The sequence below is a fragment of the Bradyrhizobium sp. 14AA genome (genome assembly GCF_054185205.1).
The window spans coordinates 1-15,877 of the sequence record NZ_JAVAYM010000034.1 but is presented as its reverse complement, the minus strand read 5'-3'; the positions used below and the strand labels follow the sequence as shown (position 1 = coordinate 15,877).

The window sequence follows — 15,877 nt, the reverse complement described above, 5'->3', positions numbered from 1 at the left end:
TAGAATCCCTTAGGTCAGGCGCGGGGCCGACCCTGGATGGCGTGACGGATGCGCTTGACCAGGGTTTCGTCGAGAAGCGGCTTCAAAACCACGTCTTTTACGCCCGCCGCGGCAGCCCGGGTCGAGATGTTCTCGTCCGGATAGCCGGTGATCAGGATCACGGGCGTGTCGCCGTCGGACTTGCGCAGGCGGCCGGCGAGCTCGATACCGTTGATGTCGGGCATCTTGTAGTCGATGACGTAGCAGTCCGCTCCAGGCGCGCCGTCGGCATTGAGCAGCGCCGTGCCGCTCCTGAAGGTCCGCACGGCAAAGCCGTCGGTCTCCAGCAAGAACCGCAGGGATCCCAGGACGGCGGCGTCGTCGTCGACCACAAAGACGGTAGGTTTCGTGGAGGACGGCGGCCGCTCAAGATGTGAACTGACCTCGATCATCCTGCATTGCTAGCATAGCGTCCGGCAAGGAACTTGACTTGGCTCAAAAGCTACTTGCCTCAAAAGCTGTTTGGCTCAAAAGCTGCTTGGCTCACAAGCTGCTCGCCTCAATCGTTGAGCATGCCGGCGCGCATCGCCAGCCGGACCAGTTCGGACAGGCTGCCGGCCTGCATCTTGGTCATGACGTTGGCCCGGTAGACCTCGATGGTGCGCGGGCTGATGTCGTATTCGCGGGCGATCAGCTTGTTGGAAAGGCCCGCGACCAGCCCTTCCATGACCTGGCGCTCCCTCGGACTCAAGGAGGCAACGCGGGCGGCGATGTCCTGCGCGACGGCCTCGTTCTTGGCCGCGGGTTCGGCCTGGCGAATCGCGATCTCGATCATGGCGGTGAGACGATCGTCCTCGAACGGCTTTTCCAGGAAGTCGACCGCCCCGAGCTTCATCGCCTCGACCGCCAGCGGCACGTCGCCGTGGCCGGTCATGATCAGGATCGGAAACGGGCTCTGCTGCGCCTTCATCCGCTTCAACAGCTCGATCCCGTCGAGGCCCGGCATGCGCACGTCGGAGACGACGCAGCCGAAGGCGAGGCCGGGCAGGGCGTCGAGAAAGGCCTGCGCGTCATCGAACAGCGTGACGCCGAAGCCGGCGGACTCCAGCAGGAAGTTCAGCGAGTCCCGCATCGCCGCGTCGTCGTCGATGACGTAGATATGTCCCTTGGTCGTCATGAATCAATTCTCGTCGGCTGCCGGCAAGGTGAAGCGGAATGTCGCCCCGCCCGATGCGTTGCTCTCGGCCCACATGCGTCCGCTGTGAGCCTCGATGATCGAGCGGCTGATGGACAGTCCCACGCCCATGCCGGTGTCTTTGGTGGTGAAGAAGGTCTGGAACAGGTTTGGAATGACGTCGTCCTGGAAGCCGGCGCCGGTGTCGGACACCTCGACCTCGATCATGTCGTCGGCGACACGGGTGTTGGCGACGACCAGCTCGCGTTGCGGCGACTGCGCCATCGCCTCCAGCGCGTTGCGGAACAGATTGACCAGCACCTGCTGGATCTGCACGCGGTCGGCGAGGACGAGATCGGCGTCGGGATCGAGGCTGAAGCGGAGCTGCACGTTCTGCTCGCGCGCGCCGGCGAGCCCGAGCGCGCCGGCCTCCTCGATCAGCTTGGACAGGCTCTCGACCCGCTTCTCCGATTCGCCGCGGGAGACGAAGTCGCGCAGGCGCCGGATGATCTGGCCGGCGCGCAGCGCCTGCTCGGCCGCGCGATCCAGCGCGCTTTCGACCTTCGGCATGTTGGGATCGCTGCTGCCGGCCAGGAGCCGCCGCGATCCCTTCATGTAATTGCTGATCGCCGCCAGCGGCTGGTTGAGCTCGTGGGCCAGCGCGGAGGCCATTTCGCCCATCGCGGTCAGCCGGGACACGTGCACGAGCTCGGATTGCAGCTCCTGCAGCCGCGCCTGGGTCTGCTGGTGCTCGGTGAGGTCGCGCACGAAGCCGGTGAAATAGGGCTCGCCGCCGGACTGCATCTCGCCAATCGACAGGTGCATCGGAAAGGTCGTGCCGTCGCGGCGCTTGCCGGTCACGATGCGACCGATGCCGATGATGTGCGGATCGTTGGTGCTGCGGTAGCGGGCGATGTAGCTGTCGTGGCGGGTGCGGTCGGGCTCCGGCATCAGGATGCTGACGTTCTGGCCGATGGCCTCGTGCTCGGACCAGCCGAACAGGCGTTCGGCGGCGGTGCTGAACAGCTGGATGATGCCATGGCCGTCGATGACGATCATGGCATCGGGAATGGTATGGAGAATGGAGCGGAGATGAGTCTCGCGCGTGCGCAGCGCCTCCTCGACCTGCTTTTCCTCGTCGATGTCGAGAAGGATGCCGCTGAGATGGCGGGCGGCGCCGGCCTCGTCCCGAATCAGTCCCGCCCTGGCGCGGACCCAGTGTCCGCCGCCGGAGGCATCGCCGATCCGGAAGGACTCGTCGAAACCTCCGCCGCGCGCAGAGATCCTCTCGATGGCGTTCTTCAGCCGCTCGCGGTCCGTCTGCTCGAGTCGTGACAGGAAGAGGTCGTAGCTCGCCGGTTGGTCCCGCCCGACGCCAAGCAAGGTCCCGGCAGTTTCGGACCATTCCAGGTCCATCGTCCCGAGGTCGAGATCCCAGGTGCCGACGCCAAACCCCTCGATTCGAACGCGAAAATGTTCGCCTCGGCCGTCATCTCGCGGATGCATAACGCGGGTCGGCGACAAATGATGCTCCTGTTCCGGTGCGGCGGCTCCGGATGCCGTTACCGCTCCCGTAATGTCGCCCAAGCCCGGGCCCGAGGCAAGTTCCGTCGCCTGCCGATCGACGGTGCGTCGCGCTCGGGTGGCCACTTGATCTATCTCATCTCCATCTGCGGAGGCAGGCGTAAGTTTCGCCAAGATTGCTGCAGTGGAGAATTCCGATGACATACGCGACCGTGATGGTCAGCCTGGCGCTCGACCAGTCCAACGAGGCGCGCCTCCAGGTCGCGGGCGAACTTGCCGAACGATTCGAGGCTGCCATCATCGGGGTTGCCGCGGCGCAGTTTGCGCCGCCGCTCTATTTCACCGACGGCGCCGAGGCGCAAGCGCTGATCAACGACGGCGAAGCCTCAGTCAAGCGGCGGCTTGCAGGCCTCGAGGCACAATTCCGGGCCGCCACCAAGGCTCGCGGCGGGCGCGTGGAATGGCGTAGCGCCCTGGATTTTCCGGCCCGATTCGTCCTGGCACAGGCGCGATGCGCCGACATCGTCGTCAGCGGCGGGCAGAGCCCGGCTTTCTCCGACGCGTTCGCGCTCGCAAGCCCCAAGGATCTGGTGATGCAGGCCGGACGCCCGCTTCTCGTGGTCCCCGACGGCGTCAACTGGCTCGATCTGCGCAGCGTGCTGGTGGCGTGGAAGGACACCGCGGAGGCGCGGCGGGCGGTGGCGGACGCGCTGCCGATGCTGCGCAAGGCGAGGGAGATCACCATCGTCGAAATTCCGGAGCAGGGCGACGACCGTTCGACGGTGATGGCCGGCGTTACCGACGTTGCCGCCTGGCTCGCCCGTCACGGCGTCACCGCGACCGCGCGCGTCTCGGAGGCGTTGCGGAACGAAACCGCCGCCGCGCAATTGGAGAAAGTCGCCGGCGATGTCGGCGCCGGCCTGATCGTTGCCGGCGCCTATGGTCATTCGCGGGTCCGCGAACTGATCCTGGGAGGCGTCACCCAGTACCTGGTCACGCAATCCGTCCGCAGCGTGCTGTTGTCGCACTGACGGCCGGCCAAAAGAGAAAATCAGGAGGACGCGCCGTGTACAAATTTCTCGAACAGACCGTCGACGGCTACATGACGCGCAATGTCAGGACGGTGAAGCGCGACATCGACATGCTCGCGCTCAGCGAGATGTTCGAACGCGACGATTTCAACTCCTATCCGGTCGAGGACGACGGGCAGGTGGTCGGCATCGTCACCAAGTTCGACATCCTGAGGTGCTTCGCCTTCACGCCGAGCCAGATGCTGCCGCGCTATCACGACCTGATGAGCCGCAAGATCGGCGACGTCATGACGCCGGAGTTCATCTATGTCAGCCCCGACACGCGGCTGACGCGTGTGCTCCAGATCATGGTCGAGCACCGCATCAGGAGCATCATCGTGCTCGACGGCGCGCAGAAGCTGGTCGGAATCATCGCCCGCGAGGACGTCATCACGGCGCTCAAGGCGACGGCGCGCGACTGACGCGGCCGCTTCTTCCCTTCTCCCCTTGTGGGAGAAGGTGGCGCGCTTTGGAGCGCAATTGCGCTCCTGAGCGCGTCGGATGAGGGGTATGTCTCCACAGAGACATCGCTCCCTGCCGCACCAACCCCTCACCCAAGTGAGTTTGCCTCGCTGCCCTCTCCCGCAGGGGGAGAGGGCACTTCAACTGGCGGCACCGAAAAAATACGGAGGAACCCCGAAAATGTCCGCTCGGCGCGACGAACTCAAGCGACTGTCTTGATTTCAATCAATTCCCCGCGAGGATGAATGTGGTTTCTGGCCCCGTGTTCTTTCAGAGAGAATCCGCATGAGCCAGCCCTCCATCTCCAAATCCATGACCATCGGTGAAAGCGGCCTGGCTGTCGTGTTCGCAGTCACCGCGTTCCTCTGCGTGATCGCCGCGGCCAAGGCGCTCGACGCGCCCTTCGCCTTCCATGCCGCGCTCAGCGCGGCGGCGAGCCTCGCCGTGGTCTTCGGCATCATCAACCGCTACTTCGAACGGCCGGCTGAGCTGCCTGCCGCGGAGATCAACGGGCGGCCCAATTACAACATGGGGCCGATCAAGTTCTCCTCCTTCATGGCGATGTTCTGGGGCATTGCCGGCTTCCTCGTCGGCCTCATCATCGCCTCGCAGCTGGCCTGGCCCGCGCTGAACTTCGATCTGCCCTGGACCAGTTTTGGCCGCCTGCGGCCGCTGCACACCTCCGCGGTGATCTTCGCCTTCGGCGGCAACGTGCTGATCGCCTCGTCCTTCTACGTGGTGCAGAAGTCGTGCCGCGCGCGCCTCGCCGGCGATCTCGCGCCGTGGTTCGTCGTGATCGGCTACAACTTCTTCATCCTGATCGCCGGCACCGGCTATCTGCTCGGCGTCACCCAATCGAAGGAATATGCCGAGCCGGAATGGTACGCCGACCTCTGGCTGACCATCGTCTGGGTGACCTATCTGCTCGTCTTCCTCGGCACCGTCATCAAGCGCAAGGAACCGCACATCTTCGTCGCGAACTGGTTCTATCTCGCCTTCATCGTGACGATCGCGGTGCTGCATCTCGGCAACAATCCGGCGCTTCCCGTCTCGGTGTTCGGCTCGAAGTCCTACGTCGCCTGGGGCGGCATCCAGGACGCGATGTTCCAGTGGTGGTACGGCCACAACGCGGTCGGCTTCTTCCTGACCGCCGGCTTCCTCGCGATCATGTATTACTTCATCCCGAAGCGCGCCGAGCGGCCGATCTATTCCTACCGGCTGTCGATCATCCACTTCTGGGCGCTGATCTTCCTCTACATCTGGGCTGGTCCCCACCATCTGCACTACACGGCGCTGCCCGACTGGACGCAGACGCTCGGCATGACCTTCTCGATCATGCTGTGGATGCCGTCCTGGGGCGGCATGATCAACGGCCTGATGACGCTGTCGGGGGCGTGGGACAAGCTGCGCACCGATCCCGTGCTGCGCATGCTCGTCGTCTCCGTCGCCTTCTACGGCATGTCGACCTTCGAAGGTCCGATGATGTCGATCAAGGTGGTCAACTCGCTCAGCCACTACACCGACTGGACCATCGGCCACGTGCACTCCGGTGCGCTCGGCTGGGTCGGCTTCGTGTCCTTCGGCGCGCTCTACTGCCTGGTGCCGTGGGCCTGGAATCGCAAGGGCCTCTACAGCTTGAAGCTCGTCAACTGGCACTTCTGGGTCGCGACCCTCGGCATCGTTCTCTACATCTCGGCGATGTGGGTGTCCGGCATCCTGCAGGGCCTGATGTGGCGCGCCTACACCTCGCTCGGCTTCCTCGAATATTCCTTCATCGAGACCGTCGAGGCGATGCATCCCTTCTACATCATCCGCGCCGCCGGCGGCGGGCTGTTCCTGATCGGCGCGCTGATCATGGCCTACAATCTCTGGATGACCGTTCGCGTCGGCGAGGCGGAAGTTCAGATGCCCGTCGCTCTTCAGCCGGCGGAATGAGGAGCTCCACCATGTCGTTCTGGACACGCCACCAAATCTTCGAAAAGAACTCCATCATCCTGATCGTCGGCATCCTGCTGGTGATCGCGATCGGCGGTCTCGTCGAGATCACTCCGCTGTTCTACCTCAAGAGCACGATCGAGAAGGTCGACGGGGTCAGGCCCTATACGCCGCTGGAGCTCGCCGGGCGCAACGTCTACGTCCGCGAGGGCTGCTATCTCTGCCATTCGCAGATGATCCGCCCCCTGCGCGACGAGGTCGAGCGCTACGGCCACTTCTCGCTCGCCGCCGAGAGCATGTACGACCATCCGTTCCAGTGGGGCTCGAAGCGCACCGGTCCCGACCTTGCCCGCGTCGGCGCAAAGTATTCCGACGACTGGCACGTCACCCATCTGACCAACCCGCGCGCGATCGTGCCGCAGTCGGTGATGCCGGGCTATCCGTTCCTCAGCCAGACCGAGGTGGACCCGGACACGATCGCCGACCACATGCGCACGCTGAAGGCCGTCGGTACGCCCTACACGGACGACCAGATCGCCAACGCGGGCGCCGACATGAAGGCCCAGGCCGACCCGGACAATTCCGGCAGCGACGCCTTCACCAAGCGCTACGCCAAGGCGGCCGTCCGCAACTTCGACGGCAAGGCCGGCACGCCGACCGAGATGGACGCGCTGATCGCGTACCTGCAGATGCTCGGCACGCTGGTCGACTTCAAGATCTACAACGAGAAAGCCAATCTTCGCTGAGAAGGCATCAACGATGAAAGCCATCCTGACACTCGACAATCTCGCGTCCGGTCTCGTGACCACGATCTGGACGCCGGTGTTCGTCGCGATCTTTCTCGCGATCATCGCCTACGCATTCTGGCCCCGCAACAAGGCCGCATTCGACGAAGCGGCACACCTGCCGTTGCGGGAGGAGTAAGAGATCATGACCGATCATCATAGCGACATCGATTCCGTCACCGGCAAGTCCACGACCGGACATCAGTGGGACGGCATCAAGGAGCTCAACACGCCGCTGCCGCGCTGGTGGGTGATCTGCTTCTATCTCACCATCGTCTGGGCGGTCGGCTACTGGATCGTCTATCCGGCATGGCCGCTGATTTCCAGCAACACTACTGGCGTGTTCGGCTATTCGTCGCGTGCCGACGTCGCAGTCGAGCTCGCCAATCTCGAGAAGATCCGAGGTGACAAGATGGTGGCCCTGGGCGCTGCCTCGCTCGCCGAGATCGAGAAGGACCCGGCCTTGCTGGCGCTCGCCCGCGCCAAGGGCAAGACCGTGTTCGGCGACAATTGCGCGCCGTGCCACGGCTCCGGCGGCGCCGGCGCCAAGGGCTTCCCGAACCTGAACGACGACGACTGGCTGTGGGGCGGTACGCTCGACCAGATCATGCAGACCATCCAGTTCGGTGCCCGTTCCGGCCACGCCAAGACGCATGAAGGCCAGATGCTCGCCTTCGGCAAGGACGGCGTGTTGAAGAGCGACGAGATCGTCACGGTTGCCAATTACGTGCGGTCGCTGTCGGGTCTCTCGACCCGCAAGGGCTTTGATGCCGCCAAGGGCGAAAAGATCTTCGCGGAGAACTGCGTGGCCTGCCACGGCGACGGCGGCAAGGGTAATCAGGAGATGGGCGCACCGAACCTGACCGACAAGATATGGCTCTATGGCTCGGACGAAGCAGCCCTGATCGAGACCATCAGCCAGGGCCGCGCCGGCGTCATGCCGGCCTGGGAAGGGCGGCTCGATCCCGCCACCATCAAGGCGATGGCGGTCTACGTCCACTCGCTGGGCGGTGGAAAATAGAGCGGTGACTGGCTTGTCCGATTTGCACCGCTCTCGCCGTTCCCTCCCCCCTTGCGGGGGAGGGGCAGGGAGGGGGGTGCCACACGGGGATTCCATCCGTCGTGCACCCGCTGCGCGTCAACAGTCGGCACCTTTTCCCGGGCCACCCCTCTCCCTAGCCCTCCCCCGCAAGGGGGGAGGGAACGCACCTTCGTTGGGGCGTCAGTCGAGTCTCAAGCCTTACCGGGGCGAACAAAAGTGCCCCCGTTTGAGCTGGATCAACTGACGCGGCGGCGTCGGGTCTAGGTTTAATCGCACCTCCCGAAAAGCGTTTGGCGATGAACAAGACCGTGAACCCCAAAGACCTCACATCGGAAGACGATTACGGGCCGCTCTACGCAGCCCGCAAGAAGGTCTATCCCCAGAGCGTCAACGGCACCTTCCGCCGGATCAAATGGGGCCTGATGGCGTTCTGCCTCGGCGTCTATTATTTCCTGCCCTTCGTGCGCTGGAATCGCGGCCTCGGCGCCCCCAGCCAGGCGGTGCTGATCGATCTTCCCAACAGCCGATTCTACTTCTTCTTCATCGAGCTGTGGCCGCAGGAGGTCTACTACTTCACCGGCCTTCTGATCGTCGCCGCCGTCGCGCTGTTCTTGATGAACTCCATCGGCGGCCGCATCTGGTGCGGCTATCTCTGCCCGCAGACCGTCTGGACCGACCTGTTCTATGCCGTCGAACGCCTGATCGAGGGCGACCGGCGCGAGCGCATGAAGAAGGATGCGTCGTCCGATCCGATGAAGCTTGAGCGCATCTCCGAGATCGTGCTCAAGCATTCGATCTGGCTGCTGATCGCCTGGTGGACCGGCGGCGCCTGGGTGCTCTATTTCAACGACGCGCCGACCCTGGTGAAGGAGCTCGTCACCTTCCAGGGGCCGATGATTGCCTATATCTGGATCGGCATCCTCACCGCGACGACCTATGTGCTCGCCGGCTATATGCGCGAGCAGGTCTGCACCTACATGTGTCCGTGGCCGCGCATCCAGGCCGCGCTGACCGACGAATGGGCGCTCAACGTCACCTACCGCTACGACCGCGGCGAGAAGCGCACGTCGGTCAAGAAGGCCGCCGAGCTGCGCGCGCTCGGCCAGCAGGTCGGCGATTGCGTCGATTGCTACCAGTGCGTCGCGGTCTGCCCGACCGGCATCGACATCCGCAACGGACCGCAGATGGAATGCATCCAGTGCGGCCTCTGCATCGACGCCTGCGACAACGTGATGACCAAGATCGGCCGGCCGAAGCGGCTGATCGGCTACGACAACGACATCAACATCCATCGCCGCCAGGAAGGCAAGGCGCCGATCTACCGCATCGTCCGCTCCCGCACCATCGTCTACAGCGTGATCATCGCGGCCATCGGCGGCTTCATGATCTACACGCTGGCGACGCGCAGCCTGCTCGACGTCAACGTGCTGCACGATCGCAATCCGGTCGCGGTCAAGCTCAGTGACGGCTCGATCCGCAACGCCTACACGGTGCGGCTGCTCAACAAGAGTGGCTATGACCGCGTCATCGCGATCGACGTGGAGGGGCCGGCCAACCCCACTATGCACGTCGTCGGCGCCGATTCGGTGACGCCCGATAGGCCGATCATCGTGATCCCGCGCGACTCCACCAGCGAGCTGCGGCTGCTCGTCACCGCACCGGCCGAAAACAATCCGGAGAAGTCGATTCCGGTCCGCTTCCACGTCATGGATATCGGACTGGGCGTCGCCGCGAGCGCCACCGACAATTTCGTCGCGCCGTAAGTCCAGGAGATCGTGATGTCACCCAAGCCGCTGACCGGAACCAAGGTCTTCCTGATGCTGGTCGCCTTCTTCGGAATCGTGATCGGCGTCAACGTGACCATGATGAAGCTCGCGATCGCGACGCTGCCCGGCACCGACGTCGACAGTCCCTATGCCGCGGGCCTCACCTATGACCGCGAGATCTCGGCGGCGCAGGACCAGGCCGCGCGCAAATGGAAGGTCAACGCTCATATCGAGCGCCGCAACGACGGCGGCGCCGTGCTTCAGGTCGACGCACGCGATGCGAGCGGCCAGCCGATCTCCGGACTGAAATTCGCCGGCCGGCTGGAGCGGCCGACCGACAAGCGCGCCGATCTCGCCGTCGAACTCTCCGAAGCCGGCATCGGCCTCTATCGCGGCAATGCCGCCTCCGTCGCGCCCGGCCAATGGGATCTGGTGATCGAAGGCGAGGCGCGGGGCACGCGCGTCTTCCTGTCGCGCAACCGCGTGATCCTGAACTGAAGGACTTCGCCATGCACGTCACGCGGGATTTCTCGCACTACGTTCGGACCGCGGGCGAGGGCGTCCAGCACATCGATCTCGCGGTCGAAGGCGTTCACTGCGCCGGCTGCATGGCCAAGATCGAACGCGGTCTCTCCGCCATCCCCGACGTCACGCTGGCGCGGGTGAACCTCACCGATCGCCGCCTCGCGCTGGAATGGAAGGCGGGCACGCTCGACCCCGGCCGGTTCATCGACCGCCTCGAGGAGCTCGGCTACAAGGCCTATCCCTACGAGACCGAGAGTGCGGAAGCGACCGAGGTCGCCGAATCGCGCTTCCTGCTGCGCTGTCTCGGCGTCGCCGCGTTCGCCACCATGAACGTGATGATGCTGTCGATCCCGGTGTGGTCCGGCAACGCCTCGGACATGCTGCCCGAGCAGCGCGATTTCTTCCACTGGCTGTCGGCGCTGATCGCGCTGCCGGCGGCGGCCTATGCCGGCCAGCCGTTCTTCCGCTCGGCCTGGCGCGCGCTGTCGAACAAGACCACCAACATGGACGTGCCGATCTCGATCGGCGTGATCCTGGCGCTCGGCATGTCCGTGGTCGAGACCTTCCACCACGCCGAGCACGCCTATTTCGACGCGGCGATCATGCTGCTCACCTTCCTGCTGGTCGGCCGCTTCCTCGACCAGAACATGCGGCGGCGGACCCGCGCGGTCGCCGGCAATCTCGCCGCGCTGAAGGCGGAGACCGCGGCCAAGTTCGTCGGGCCCGATGAGATTTCACAAGTGCCCGTGGCCGCGATCCATCCCGGCGACATCGTGCTGCTGCGGCCCGGCGAGCGCTGCGCGGTCGACGGCACCGTGATCGAGGGCCGATCGGAGATCGACCAGAGCCTGATCACGGGCGAGACGCTCTATGTCACGGCGGAGCAGGGCACGCCGGTCTATGCGGGATCGATGAACATCTCCGGCACGCTGCGGGTGCGGGTCTCGGCGGCCTCCGAGGCGACGCTGCTCGCGGAGATCACGCGGCTGCTCGACAACGCGCTTCAGGCGCGCTCGCGCTACATGCGGCTCGCCGACCGTGCCTCGCGGCTCTACGCGCCGGTGGTGCATGCGACCGCGCTCATCACCATTCTGGGCTGGGTCATCGCGGGAGCGTCCTGGCACGATGCGATCGTGACCGGTGTCGCCGTGCTGATCATCACCTGTCCCTGTGCGCTCGGCCTTGCGATCCCGACGGTGCAGACGGTGGCCTCGGGCGCCATGTTCAAGGCCGGCGTCCTGCTCAATTCGGGTGATGCCATCGAACGGCTGGCGGAAGCCGACCACATCATCTTCGACAAGACCGGGACGCTGACGTTGCCCGATCTCGAAGTGACGAACGCGGCCGACATTCCCGCTGATATCTTCGCGCTTGCCGGCCGGCTGGCGCTGTCGAGCCATCATCCGGTCGCCGCCGCGGTCGCGCAGGCTGCCGGAGCGAGATCACCCGTTGTCGGTGCGGTCGAGGAGGCCGGGCAGGGCGTTCGTGCCGTGGTCGACGGCATCGAGCTTCGCCTCGGTCGTCCGTCCTTCTGCGGCGCCGAGGTGTTGGTTGCGGACACAACCCGTCTCGATCCCGAGGCTTCCATCGTGGCCTTCAGCAAGGGAACCGAGAAATTCATTCTCTCGGTGCGCCAGGGCCTGCGTCCGGACGCTCAAGCCGTGATCGCGGCGCTGAAGGCGCGCAACATCGGCATCGAGATCCTCTCCGGCGACCGCGAACCGGCGGTGAAGGCGGCAGCGCATGCGCTCGAAATTCCGGAATGGCGCGCGGGCGTCACGCCGGCCGACAAGATCGCGCGGATCGAGGAATTGAAGCGGCGCGGCGCAAAGGTGCTGATGGTCGGTGACGGCATGAACGATGCGCCTTCGCTCGCGGCGGCCCATGTCTCGATATCGCCGATCTCGGCCGCGCATCTCAGCCAGGCCACCGCCGATCTCGTCTTCCTCGGCCGGCCGCTCGCCCCGGTCGTTGCCGCCATCGACGCGTCGCGCAAGGCGCTGCATTTGATGCGGCAGAACCTCTGGCTTGCGATCGGCTACAATGTCCTCGCCGTGCCGATCGCGATCAGCGGCGTCGTGACGCCCCTGATCGCGGCGGCGGCCATGAGCGGATCGTCGATCCTGGTGATGCTGAACTCGCTGCGCGCCCGCAGCACCTCGCGGGAGAACCTGTGATGGAAATCCTGGTCATTTTGGTGCCGCTGGCGTTGATGCTCGGAGGGGCCGGGCTCGTCGCCTTCCTGTGGTCGCTGCGGAGCGGCCAGTACGACGATCTCGACGGCGCCGCCTGGCGGGCGATTGCCGACGACGAGCCGCCGCAGGAAGCCCCGGTCAAGCGCTAACGTTTCAAGGCGTAGGTGAGCAAGGTCGCGACCGCGAGCGCCACTCCGATGCCGGCAACGCAGGCGTGCCAGCCGAAGGTGTCGAACAGCCGTCCGAGCACGGCTGTGCCGATGAGACCGCCACAGAAGTAGCAAGCGAGATAGGTGCCGCTGGCGACGCCACGATGTTCGCTTGCGGCCTTTCCGACAAAGCCGGTGGCGGCGGCCTGCGCGAAGAAGGTGCCGACGCCGACCAGGACCATTCCGGCAAGCACCTCGCCGAGGTGTGGGGCCAGCATCAGCGGCAAGCCCAGCCCCGCAACGGCCAGCGAAGCCCAGATCGTCGGCCGCGTGCCGAGGCGTGCCGTCACCTTGCCGGCCAGCAACGTCGTGACCACCGACGGCAGGAACACGAAATAGACGAGGCCGAGGTCCATCATCCCAAGCGACAGCGGCGGCCGGACCAGCACGAAATTGACGAACGTGAAGGTGCCGATGAAGGCGAACAGGATGCAGAAGCCGATGCCGAAGGCGGCGCGCAGCGGCGGATTGCGCCAATGCGCGGTCATGGCAGCAAACGGTGATTCCGCAGGGCTCATCGCATGCATCGGCGGCACGCGATTGATCGTGAAGTAGACCAGCACTGCGCCAGCCAGATTGAGCGCCGCGAAGGAATAGAAATTCCAGGCGAGGCCAAGGCCGTCGGCGATCGCCGCGGAGATCAACCGGCCGACGAGGTTGCTGGCGACGTTGCCGGTGATGTAGGCGGCAAACGCGCTGCCGGCGTCCGTGGCGCTGCACTGTTCGCCGAGATGAGCGAGCGTGAGCGCAAAGGCGGAGGCCATACAGAGGCCCTGTGCGACGCGCAGGGCGGTGAAGACGGCGAGATTTGGTGCGGAGGCGAGCAGGCTCGTCGGGATGGCCAGCAGCGTCAGGCTGAGCAGGATGCCCGTCCGCCGGTTGATGTGCGGACTGAAGAAGCCGACGACGAGGCTCGCTGTCGCCATGCCGAAGGTGCTCGCATTGACGGCGAAGCCCATCGCCGCCGGCGTGACGCCATAGTGACGCGTCAGCGAGGGCAGGATGGCCTGGGTCGCGAAGAGGTCGACGACGGTCAGGAATGCAGTCAAGCCGATGACCAGCGAGCGGAGCGCGAGGCCCGGCGAATGCGCATCCATCGGCATCGTGATCGGCTTCATCCGTGCGGACAGATCAGTCATGGCGCGGTATCTCCGGTGGAGGATGTGGCGCCCGGCACGCGGGACGGCATGGGGATCTTCGGACGCCACATCCGGTCACGAGTGCGCTGGGGCTGGAGGCGCTCGTTACATGTTGTGGTCGTGCGGATCCTTGCGGACGTCGCCGACATAGAGAATGACGGTTTCCCTGCCGAGGTTCTTCCACCAGTGCGAGATGCCCGAGACTTCGGGTCGGATGTCGCCGGCCTTGTGCACGATCGGATCGACGCAGTTGGAGGCGTGTTCGACGATCTCGCCCTGCTGCACGAAGATCAGGGCGGGGCGGTCGTCATGGCTGTGCCAGGGCACGATGCCGCCGGGCTCGATGGTCAGCTTGCGGAAGCGCAGCTCGCGGCCCTCGATATGGGCCGGCTGCTTGCCAAGGTCGATGGCGCCGAGCGTGACGTCGGTGACGCCGACCGGCTTATAGTCGACCATCTGCTGTGCGTTCGGCTTGATCTTGTCGGCGGGGCATTCGCCGGCAAACGCCGGCTTTGCGGCAAAGGTCAGCGTGCCCAGTATGGCAAGGCTCGGCCAGACCGTGCGCGACAAGGTGTGATGTCTGGACATGGACGTCTCCTGTGTTGGCCGCAACCGCGATGGTCGCCGGCAATGTCAGGAGTGTCGTCGAGAGGCCGTGCGTTCTGAAATGCCCGTTTGCTCTCGGTGCGATAGCCCGGAGCTATGGCAGCGCGATAGGCGCTTGCTATCGAACCGATTGGGGATCGGCATTTCCGCTTGTGCTGTTTCGGACGTTCGATGGTGCAGCGCCCGATTGGCGGGCGTTCACGTCAATCCGGAGGAGCATCTCATGACGAAACTGTCCAAGACCTTGATTGCCACGGCCGCGTTCGCGGTCATCGCCACGTCGGCCTTCTCGGAGGCCACATGGGATTTCAAGGCCGGCATGGCCTATATGTATGGCGGGCCCGGCAAGATGTCGGCGATGGCCATGGCGCCTGCCGAGAAGAACCACGAGGCCATGATGAAGAGCGCCAGGAAGGTGCCTGACAACACCGTCTTCTTCATGGACAACGGCACACTGTACTCCACCTCGGGGCGGCTCGATCCGACCGGTAATTTCTACGTGAACTGAGCCGGTCCTGGCATCGCGGCCGCCCCTTGCGGGCGGCCGAACCGGGAAACTAATATTCGCCCTAGGGAATGCCGGAGCAGAACATGACGTCTCTCTCGCCAGCCGACGCCGAGCGGCTCAGGTCTGCCTTCCAGCGCTGCCGCGACATGGACGGCACGCTGAACGAGCAGCTCCGCGCCTATGCCGATGCCAGCCGCAAGGTCTTCCCCGCCTATGGCGAGGCCGTCGACCGCCTGGTCGCGCGATTGGGCGGGAACGGCGGCGGCGAGACCGCGCCGCGCCCGGGCGATGCGATGCCGCCATTCATGCTGCCTGACGAGGCCGGGCGTCTCGTCAATTTGCCCGCGCTGCTGGAGAGCGGTCCGGCGGCGGTGATGTTCTTCCGCGGCCATTGGTGCCCCTATTGCCGGCTCAATGTCCGTGCGGTGGTCCAGGCGCTGGACCGCATCGAGGCCATGGGGGCGCGGGTCGTCGCGATCACGCCGGAGACGCAGGAATTCGCCCGGCAGCTCAAGGTCGAATCCGGAGCACCGTTTCCGATCCTGAGCGATCTCGACAATGGTTATGCGTTGTCACTGAATCTCGCGATCTGGCTCGGCGCCGAGATCCAGGGCCTGCTGTCCTATCAGGACATGGCGAAATTCCACGGCAATGACGGATGGATGCTGCCGATCCCGGCCGTGTTCGTCGTCGGTCGCGACGGGATCGTCAAAGCGCGGTTCGTCGACCCGGACTTCCGCAGGCGCATGGAGATCGACGATCTGCTCGCGGCGCTGGAGAGCGCGAGCCGGGAGAACTAGCCGCTCACACTTTCTTCCCTTCTCCCCTTGTGGGCCTGTTGCGTAATCCGCCAGTTGTGATTCCCTAGGGCAAAGCCTTGGGGGAATGACGATGGCGGTGAAGCGGACAGGACAGCCGAGCTTTGTGGAAGCGCTGATGCCGAAGGGCGCCGGCGCCA

General features: G+C 65.0%; 17 protein-coding genes. 12 read left to right on the top strand and 5 right to left on the bottom strand.

What is annotated here, in order from left to right:
- Nucleotides 1-14 precede the first annotated feature (14 nt).
- The 3 genes from RAD15_RS38860 to fixL all read right to left on the bottom strand — a co-directional run bounded on the left by RAD15_RS38860 (nucleotide 15) and on the right by fixL (nucleotide 2,677).
- Nucleotides 15-431, bottom strand: a complete 417-nt coding sequence (locus RAD15_RS38860) for a response regulator transcription factor (RefSeq protein ID WP_458183986.1) — start codon at nucleotides 429-431, stop codon at nucleotides 15-17.
- A 107-nt stretch (nucleotides 432-538) separates the two neighbouring features.
- Complete coding sequence (fixJ, locus tag RAD15_RS38855) at nucleotides 539-1,156, bottom strand: response regulator FixJ (RefSeq protein WP_458183985.1); 618 nt, start codon at nucleotides 1,154-1,156, stop codon at nucleotides 539-541.
- A 3-nt stretch (nucleotides 1,157-1,159) separates the two neighbouring features.
- On the bottom strand, nucleotides 1,160-2,677 hold the full coding sequence (fixL, locus tag RAD15_RS38850) for a sensor protein FixL (RefSeq protein WP_458184026.1): 1,518 nt from the start codon (nucleotides 2,675-2,677) through the stop codon (nucleotides 1,160-1,162).
- 197 nt (nucleotides 2,678-2,874) lie between these two features.
- On the opposite strand from fixL, the gene RAD15_RS38845 reads away from it, so the two are divergent.
- From RAD15_RS38845 to ccoS, 10 genes are all read left to right on the top strand, one after another.
- Entirely contained in the window at nucleotides 2,875-3,708 is an 834-nt protein-coding gene (locus tag RAD15_RS38845) for a universal stress protein (RefSeq protein ID WP_458183984.1), read from the top strand.
- A gap of 35 nt (nucleotides 3,709-3,743) precedes the next feature.
- Nucleotides 3,744-4,169: a CBS domain-containing protein gene (locus RAD15_RS38840; protein ID WP_458183983.1), complete on the top strand. Its 426-nt coding sequence runs from the start codon at nucleotides 3,744-3,746 to the stop codon at nucleotides 4,167-4,169.
- 325 nt (nucleotides 4,170-4,494) lie between these two features.
- Nucleotides 4,495-6,144, top strand: a complete 1,650-nt coding sequence (gene ccoN, locus RAD15_RS38835) for a cytochrome-c oxidase, cbb3-type subunit I (protein ID WP_458183982.1) — start codon at nucleotides 4,495-4,497, stop codon at nucleotides 6,142-6,144.
- Nucleotides 6,145-6,155: 11 nt separating this feature from the next.
- Nucleotides 6,156-6,890 carry a cytochrome-c oxidase, cbb3-type subunit II gene (gene ccoO / locus RAD15_RS38830; protein ID WP_458183981.1) on the top strand — a complete coding sequence of 245 codons (735 nt, stop codon included), beginning with the start codon at nucleotides 6,156-6,158 and terminating at the stop codon, nucleotides 6,888-6,890.
- 13 nt (nucleotides 6,891-6,903) lie between these two features.
- The gene (locus RAD15_RS38825; protein WP_015687703.1) at nucleotides 6,904-7,068 is read left to right on the top strand and encodes a CcoQ/FixQ family Cbb3-type cytochrome c oxidase assembly chaperone; all 165 of its coding nucleotides are present in this window, start codon (nucleotides 6,904-6,906) and stop codon (nucleotides 7,066-7,068) included.
- 6 nt (nucleotides 7,069-7,074) lie between these two features.
- Nucleotides 7,075-7,950 carry a cytochrome-c oxidase, cbb3-type subunit III gene (gene ccoP / locus RAD15_RS38820; RefSeq protein ID WP_458183980.1) on the top strand — a complete coding sequence of 292 codons (876 nt, stop codon included), beginning with the start codon at nucleotides 7,075-7,077 and terminating at the stop codon, nucleotides 7,948-7,950.
- Nucleotides 7,951-8,267: 317 nt separating this feature from the next.
- A complete protein-coding gene (gene ccoG, locus RAD15_RS38815) occupies nucleotides 8,268-9,734 on the top strand; it encodes a cytochrome c oxidase accessory protein CcoG (protein WP_458183979.1) in 1,467 nt (488 codons plus the stop codon).
- A gap of 15 nt (nucleotides 9,735-9,749) precedes the next feature.
- Nucleotides 9,750-10,235 (top strand): FixH family protein, encoded by a 486-nt coding sequence (locus RAD15_RS38810; protein WP_458183978.1) that lies wholly within the window; start codon nucleotides 9,750-9,752, stop codon nucleotides 10,233-10,235.
- Between the two features lie 11 nt (nucleotides 10,236-10,246).
- Nucleotides 10,247-12,439: a cation-translocating P-type ATPase gene (locus tag RAD15_RS38805; protein WP_458183977.1), complete on the top strand. Its 2,193-nt coding sequence runs from the start codon at nucleotides 10,247-10,249 to the stop codon at nucleotides 12,437-12,439.
- A complete protein-coding gene (ccoS, locus tag RAD15_RS38800; RefSeq protein ID WP_008138466.1) occupies nucleotides 12,439-12,606 on the top strand; it encodes a cbb3-type cytochrome oxidase assembly protein CcoS in 168 nt (55 codons plus the stop codon). The genes RAD15_RS38805 and ccoS overlap by 1 nt, the downstream gene beginning before the upstream one ends.
- On the opposite strand, the gene RAD15_RS38795 is transcribed toward ccoS, so the two are convergent.
- Entirely contained in the window at nucleotides 12,603-13,805 is a 1,203-nt protein-coding gene (locus RAD15_RS38795; RefSeq protein WP_458183976.1) for an MFS transporter, read from the bottom strand. The genes ccoS and RAD15_RS38795 overlap by 4 nt on opposite strands.
- Nucleotides 13,806-13,910: 105 nt before the next feature.
- Complete coding sequence (locus tag RAD15_RS38790; RefSeq protein ID WP_458183975.1) at nucleotides 13,911-14,393, bottom strand: cupin domain-containing protein; 483 nt, start codon at nucleotides 14,391-14,393, stop codon at nucleotides 13,911-13,913.
- Between the two features lie 241 nt (nucleotides 14,394-14,634).
- Between RAD15_RS38790 and RAD15_RS38785 the strand changes: the two genes are divergently transcribed.
- Together RAD15_RS38785 and RAD15_RS38780 are read left to right on the top strand one after the other, a co-directional pair.
- On the top strand, nucleotides 14,635-14,919 hold the full coding sequence (locus RAD15_RS38785) for a hypothetical protein (protein WP_458183974.1): 285 nt from the start codon (nucleotides 14,635-14,637) through the stop codon (nucleotides 14,917-14,919).
- 83 nt (nucleotides 14,920-15,002) lie between these two features.
- Nucleotides 15,003-15,719, top strand: coding sequence for a peroxiredoxin-like family protein (locus tag RAD15_RS38780; protein ID WP_458183973.1), 717 nt, complete (start codon nucleotides 15,003-15,005; stop codon nucleotides 15,717-15,719).
- Nucleotides 15,720-15,877: the final 158 nt, after the last annotated feature.

What these genes read in the sequence shown, in the direction of transcription:
- ccoN (WP_458183982.1), top strand. Translation starts at nt 4,495, where the DNA reads ATGAGCCAGCCCTCCATCTCCAAATCCATGACCATCGGTGAAAGCGGC.
- RAD15_RS38805 (WP_458183977.1), top strand. Translation starts at nt 10,247, where the DNA reads ATGCACGTCACGCGGGATTTCTCGCACTACGTTCGGACCGCGGGCGAG.
- RAD15_RS38785 (WP_458183974.1), top strand. Translation starts at nt 14,635, where the DNA reads ATGACGAAACTGTCCAAGACCTTGATTGCCACGGCCGCGTTCGCGGTC.
- RAD15_RS38790 (WP_458183975.1), bottom strand. Translation starts at nt 14,393, where the DNA reads ATGTCCAGACATCACACCTTGTCGCGCACGGTCTGGCCGAGCCTTGCC.
- RAD15_RS38780 (WP_458183973.1), top strand. Translation starts at nt 15,003, where the DNA reads ATGACGTCTCTCTCGCCAGCCGACGCCGAGCGGCTCAGGTCTGCCTTC.
- ccoG (WP_458183979.1), top strand. Translation starts at nt 8,268, where the DNA reads ATGAACAAGACCGTGAACCCCAAAGACCTCACATCGGAAGACGATTAC.
- fixJ (WP_458183985.1), bottom strand. Translation starts at nt 1,156, where the DNA reads ATGACGACCAAGGGACATATCTACGTCATCGACGACGACGCGGCGATG.
- RAD15_RS38795 (WP_458183976.1), bottom strand. Translation starts at nt 13,805, where the DNA reads ATGACTGATCTGTCCGCACGGATGAAGCCGATCACGATGCCGATGGAT.
- RAD15_RS38860 (WP_458183986.1), bottom strand. Translation starts at nt 431, where the DNA reads ATGATCGAGGTCAGTTCACATCTTGAGCGGCCGCCGTCCTCCACGAAA.
- ccoP (WP_458183980.1), top strand. Translation starts at nt 7,075, where the DNA reads ATGACCGATCATCATAGCGACATCGATTCCGTCACCGGCAAGTCCACG.
- RAD15_RS38810 (WP_458183978.1), top strand. Translation starts at nt 9,750, where the DNA reads ATGTCACCCAAGCCGCTGACCGGAACCAAGGTCTTCCTGATGCTGGTC.
- ccoO (WP_458183981.1), top strand. Translation starts at nt 6,156, where the DNA reads ATGTCGTTCTGGACACGCCACCAAATCTTCGAAAAGAACTCCATCATC.
- RAD15_RS38825 (WP_015687703.1), top strand. Translation starts at nt 6,904, where the DNA reads ATGAAAGCCATCCTGACACTCGACAATCTCGCGTCCGGTCTCGTGACC.
- ccoS (WP_008138466.1), top strand. Translation starts at nt 12,439, where the DNA reads ATGGAAATCCTGGTCATTTTGGTGCCGCTGGCGTTGATGCTCGGAGGG.
- RAD15_RS38845 (WP_458183984.1), top strand. Translation starts at nt 2,875, where the DNA reads ATGACATACGCGACCGTGATGGTCAGCCTGGCGCTCGACCAGTCCAAC.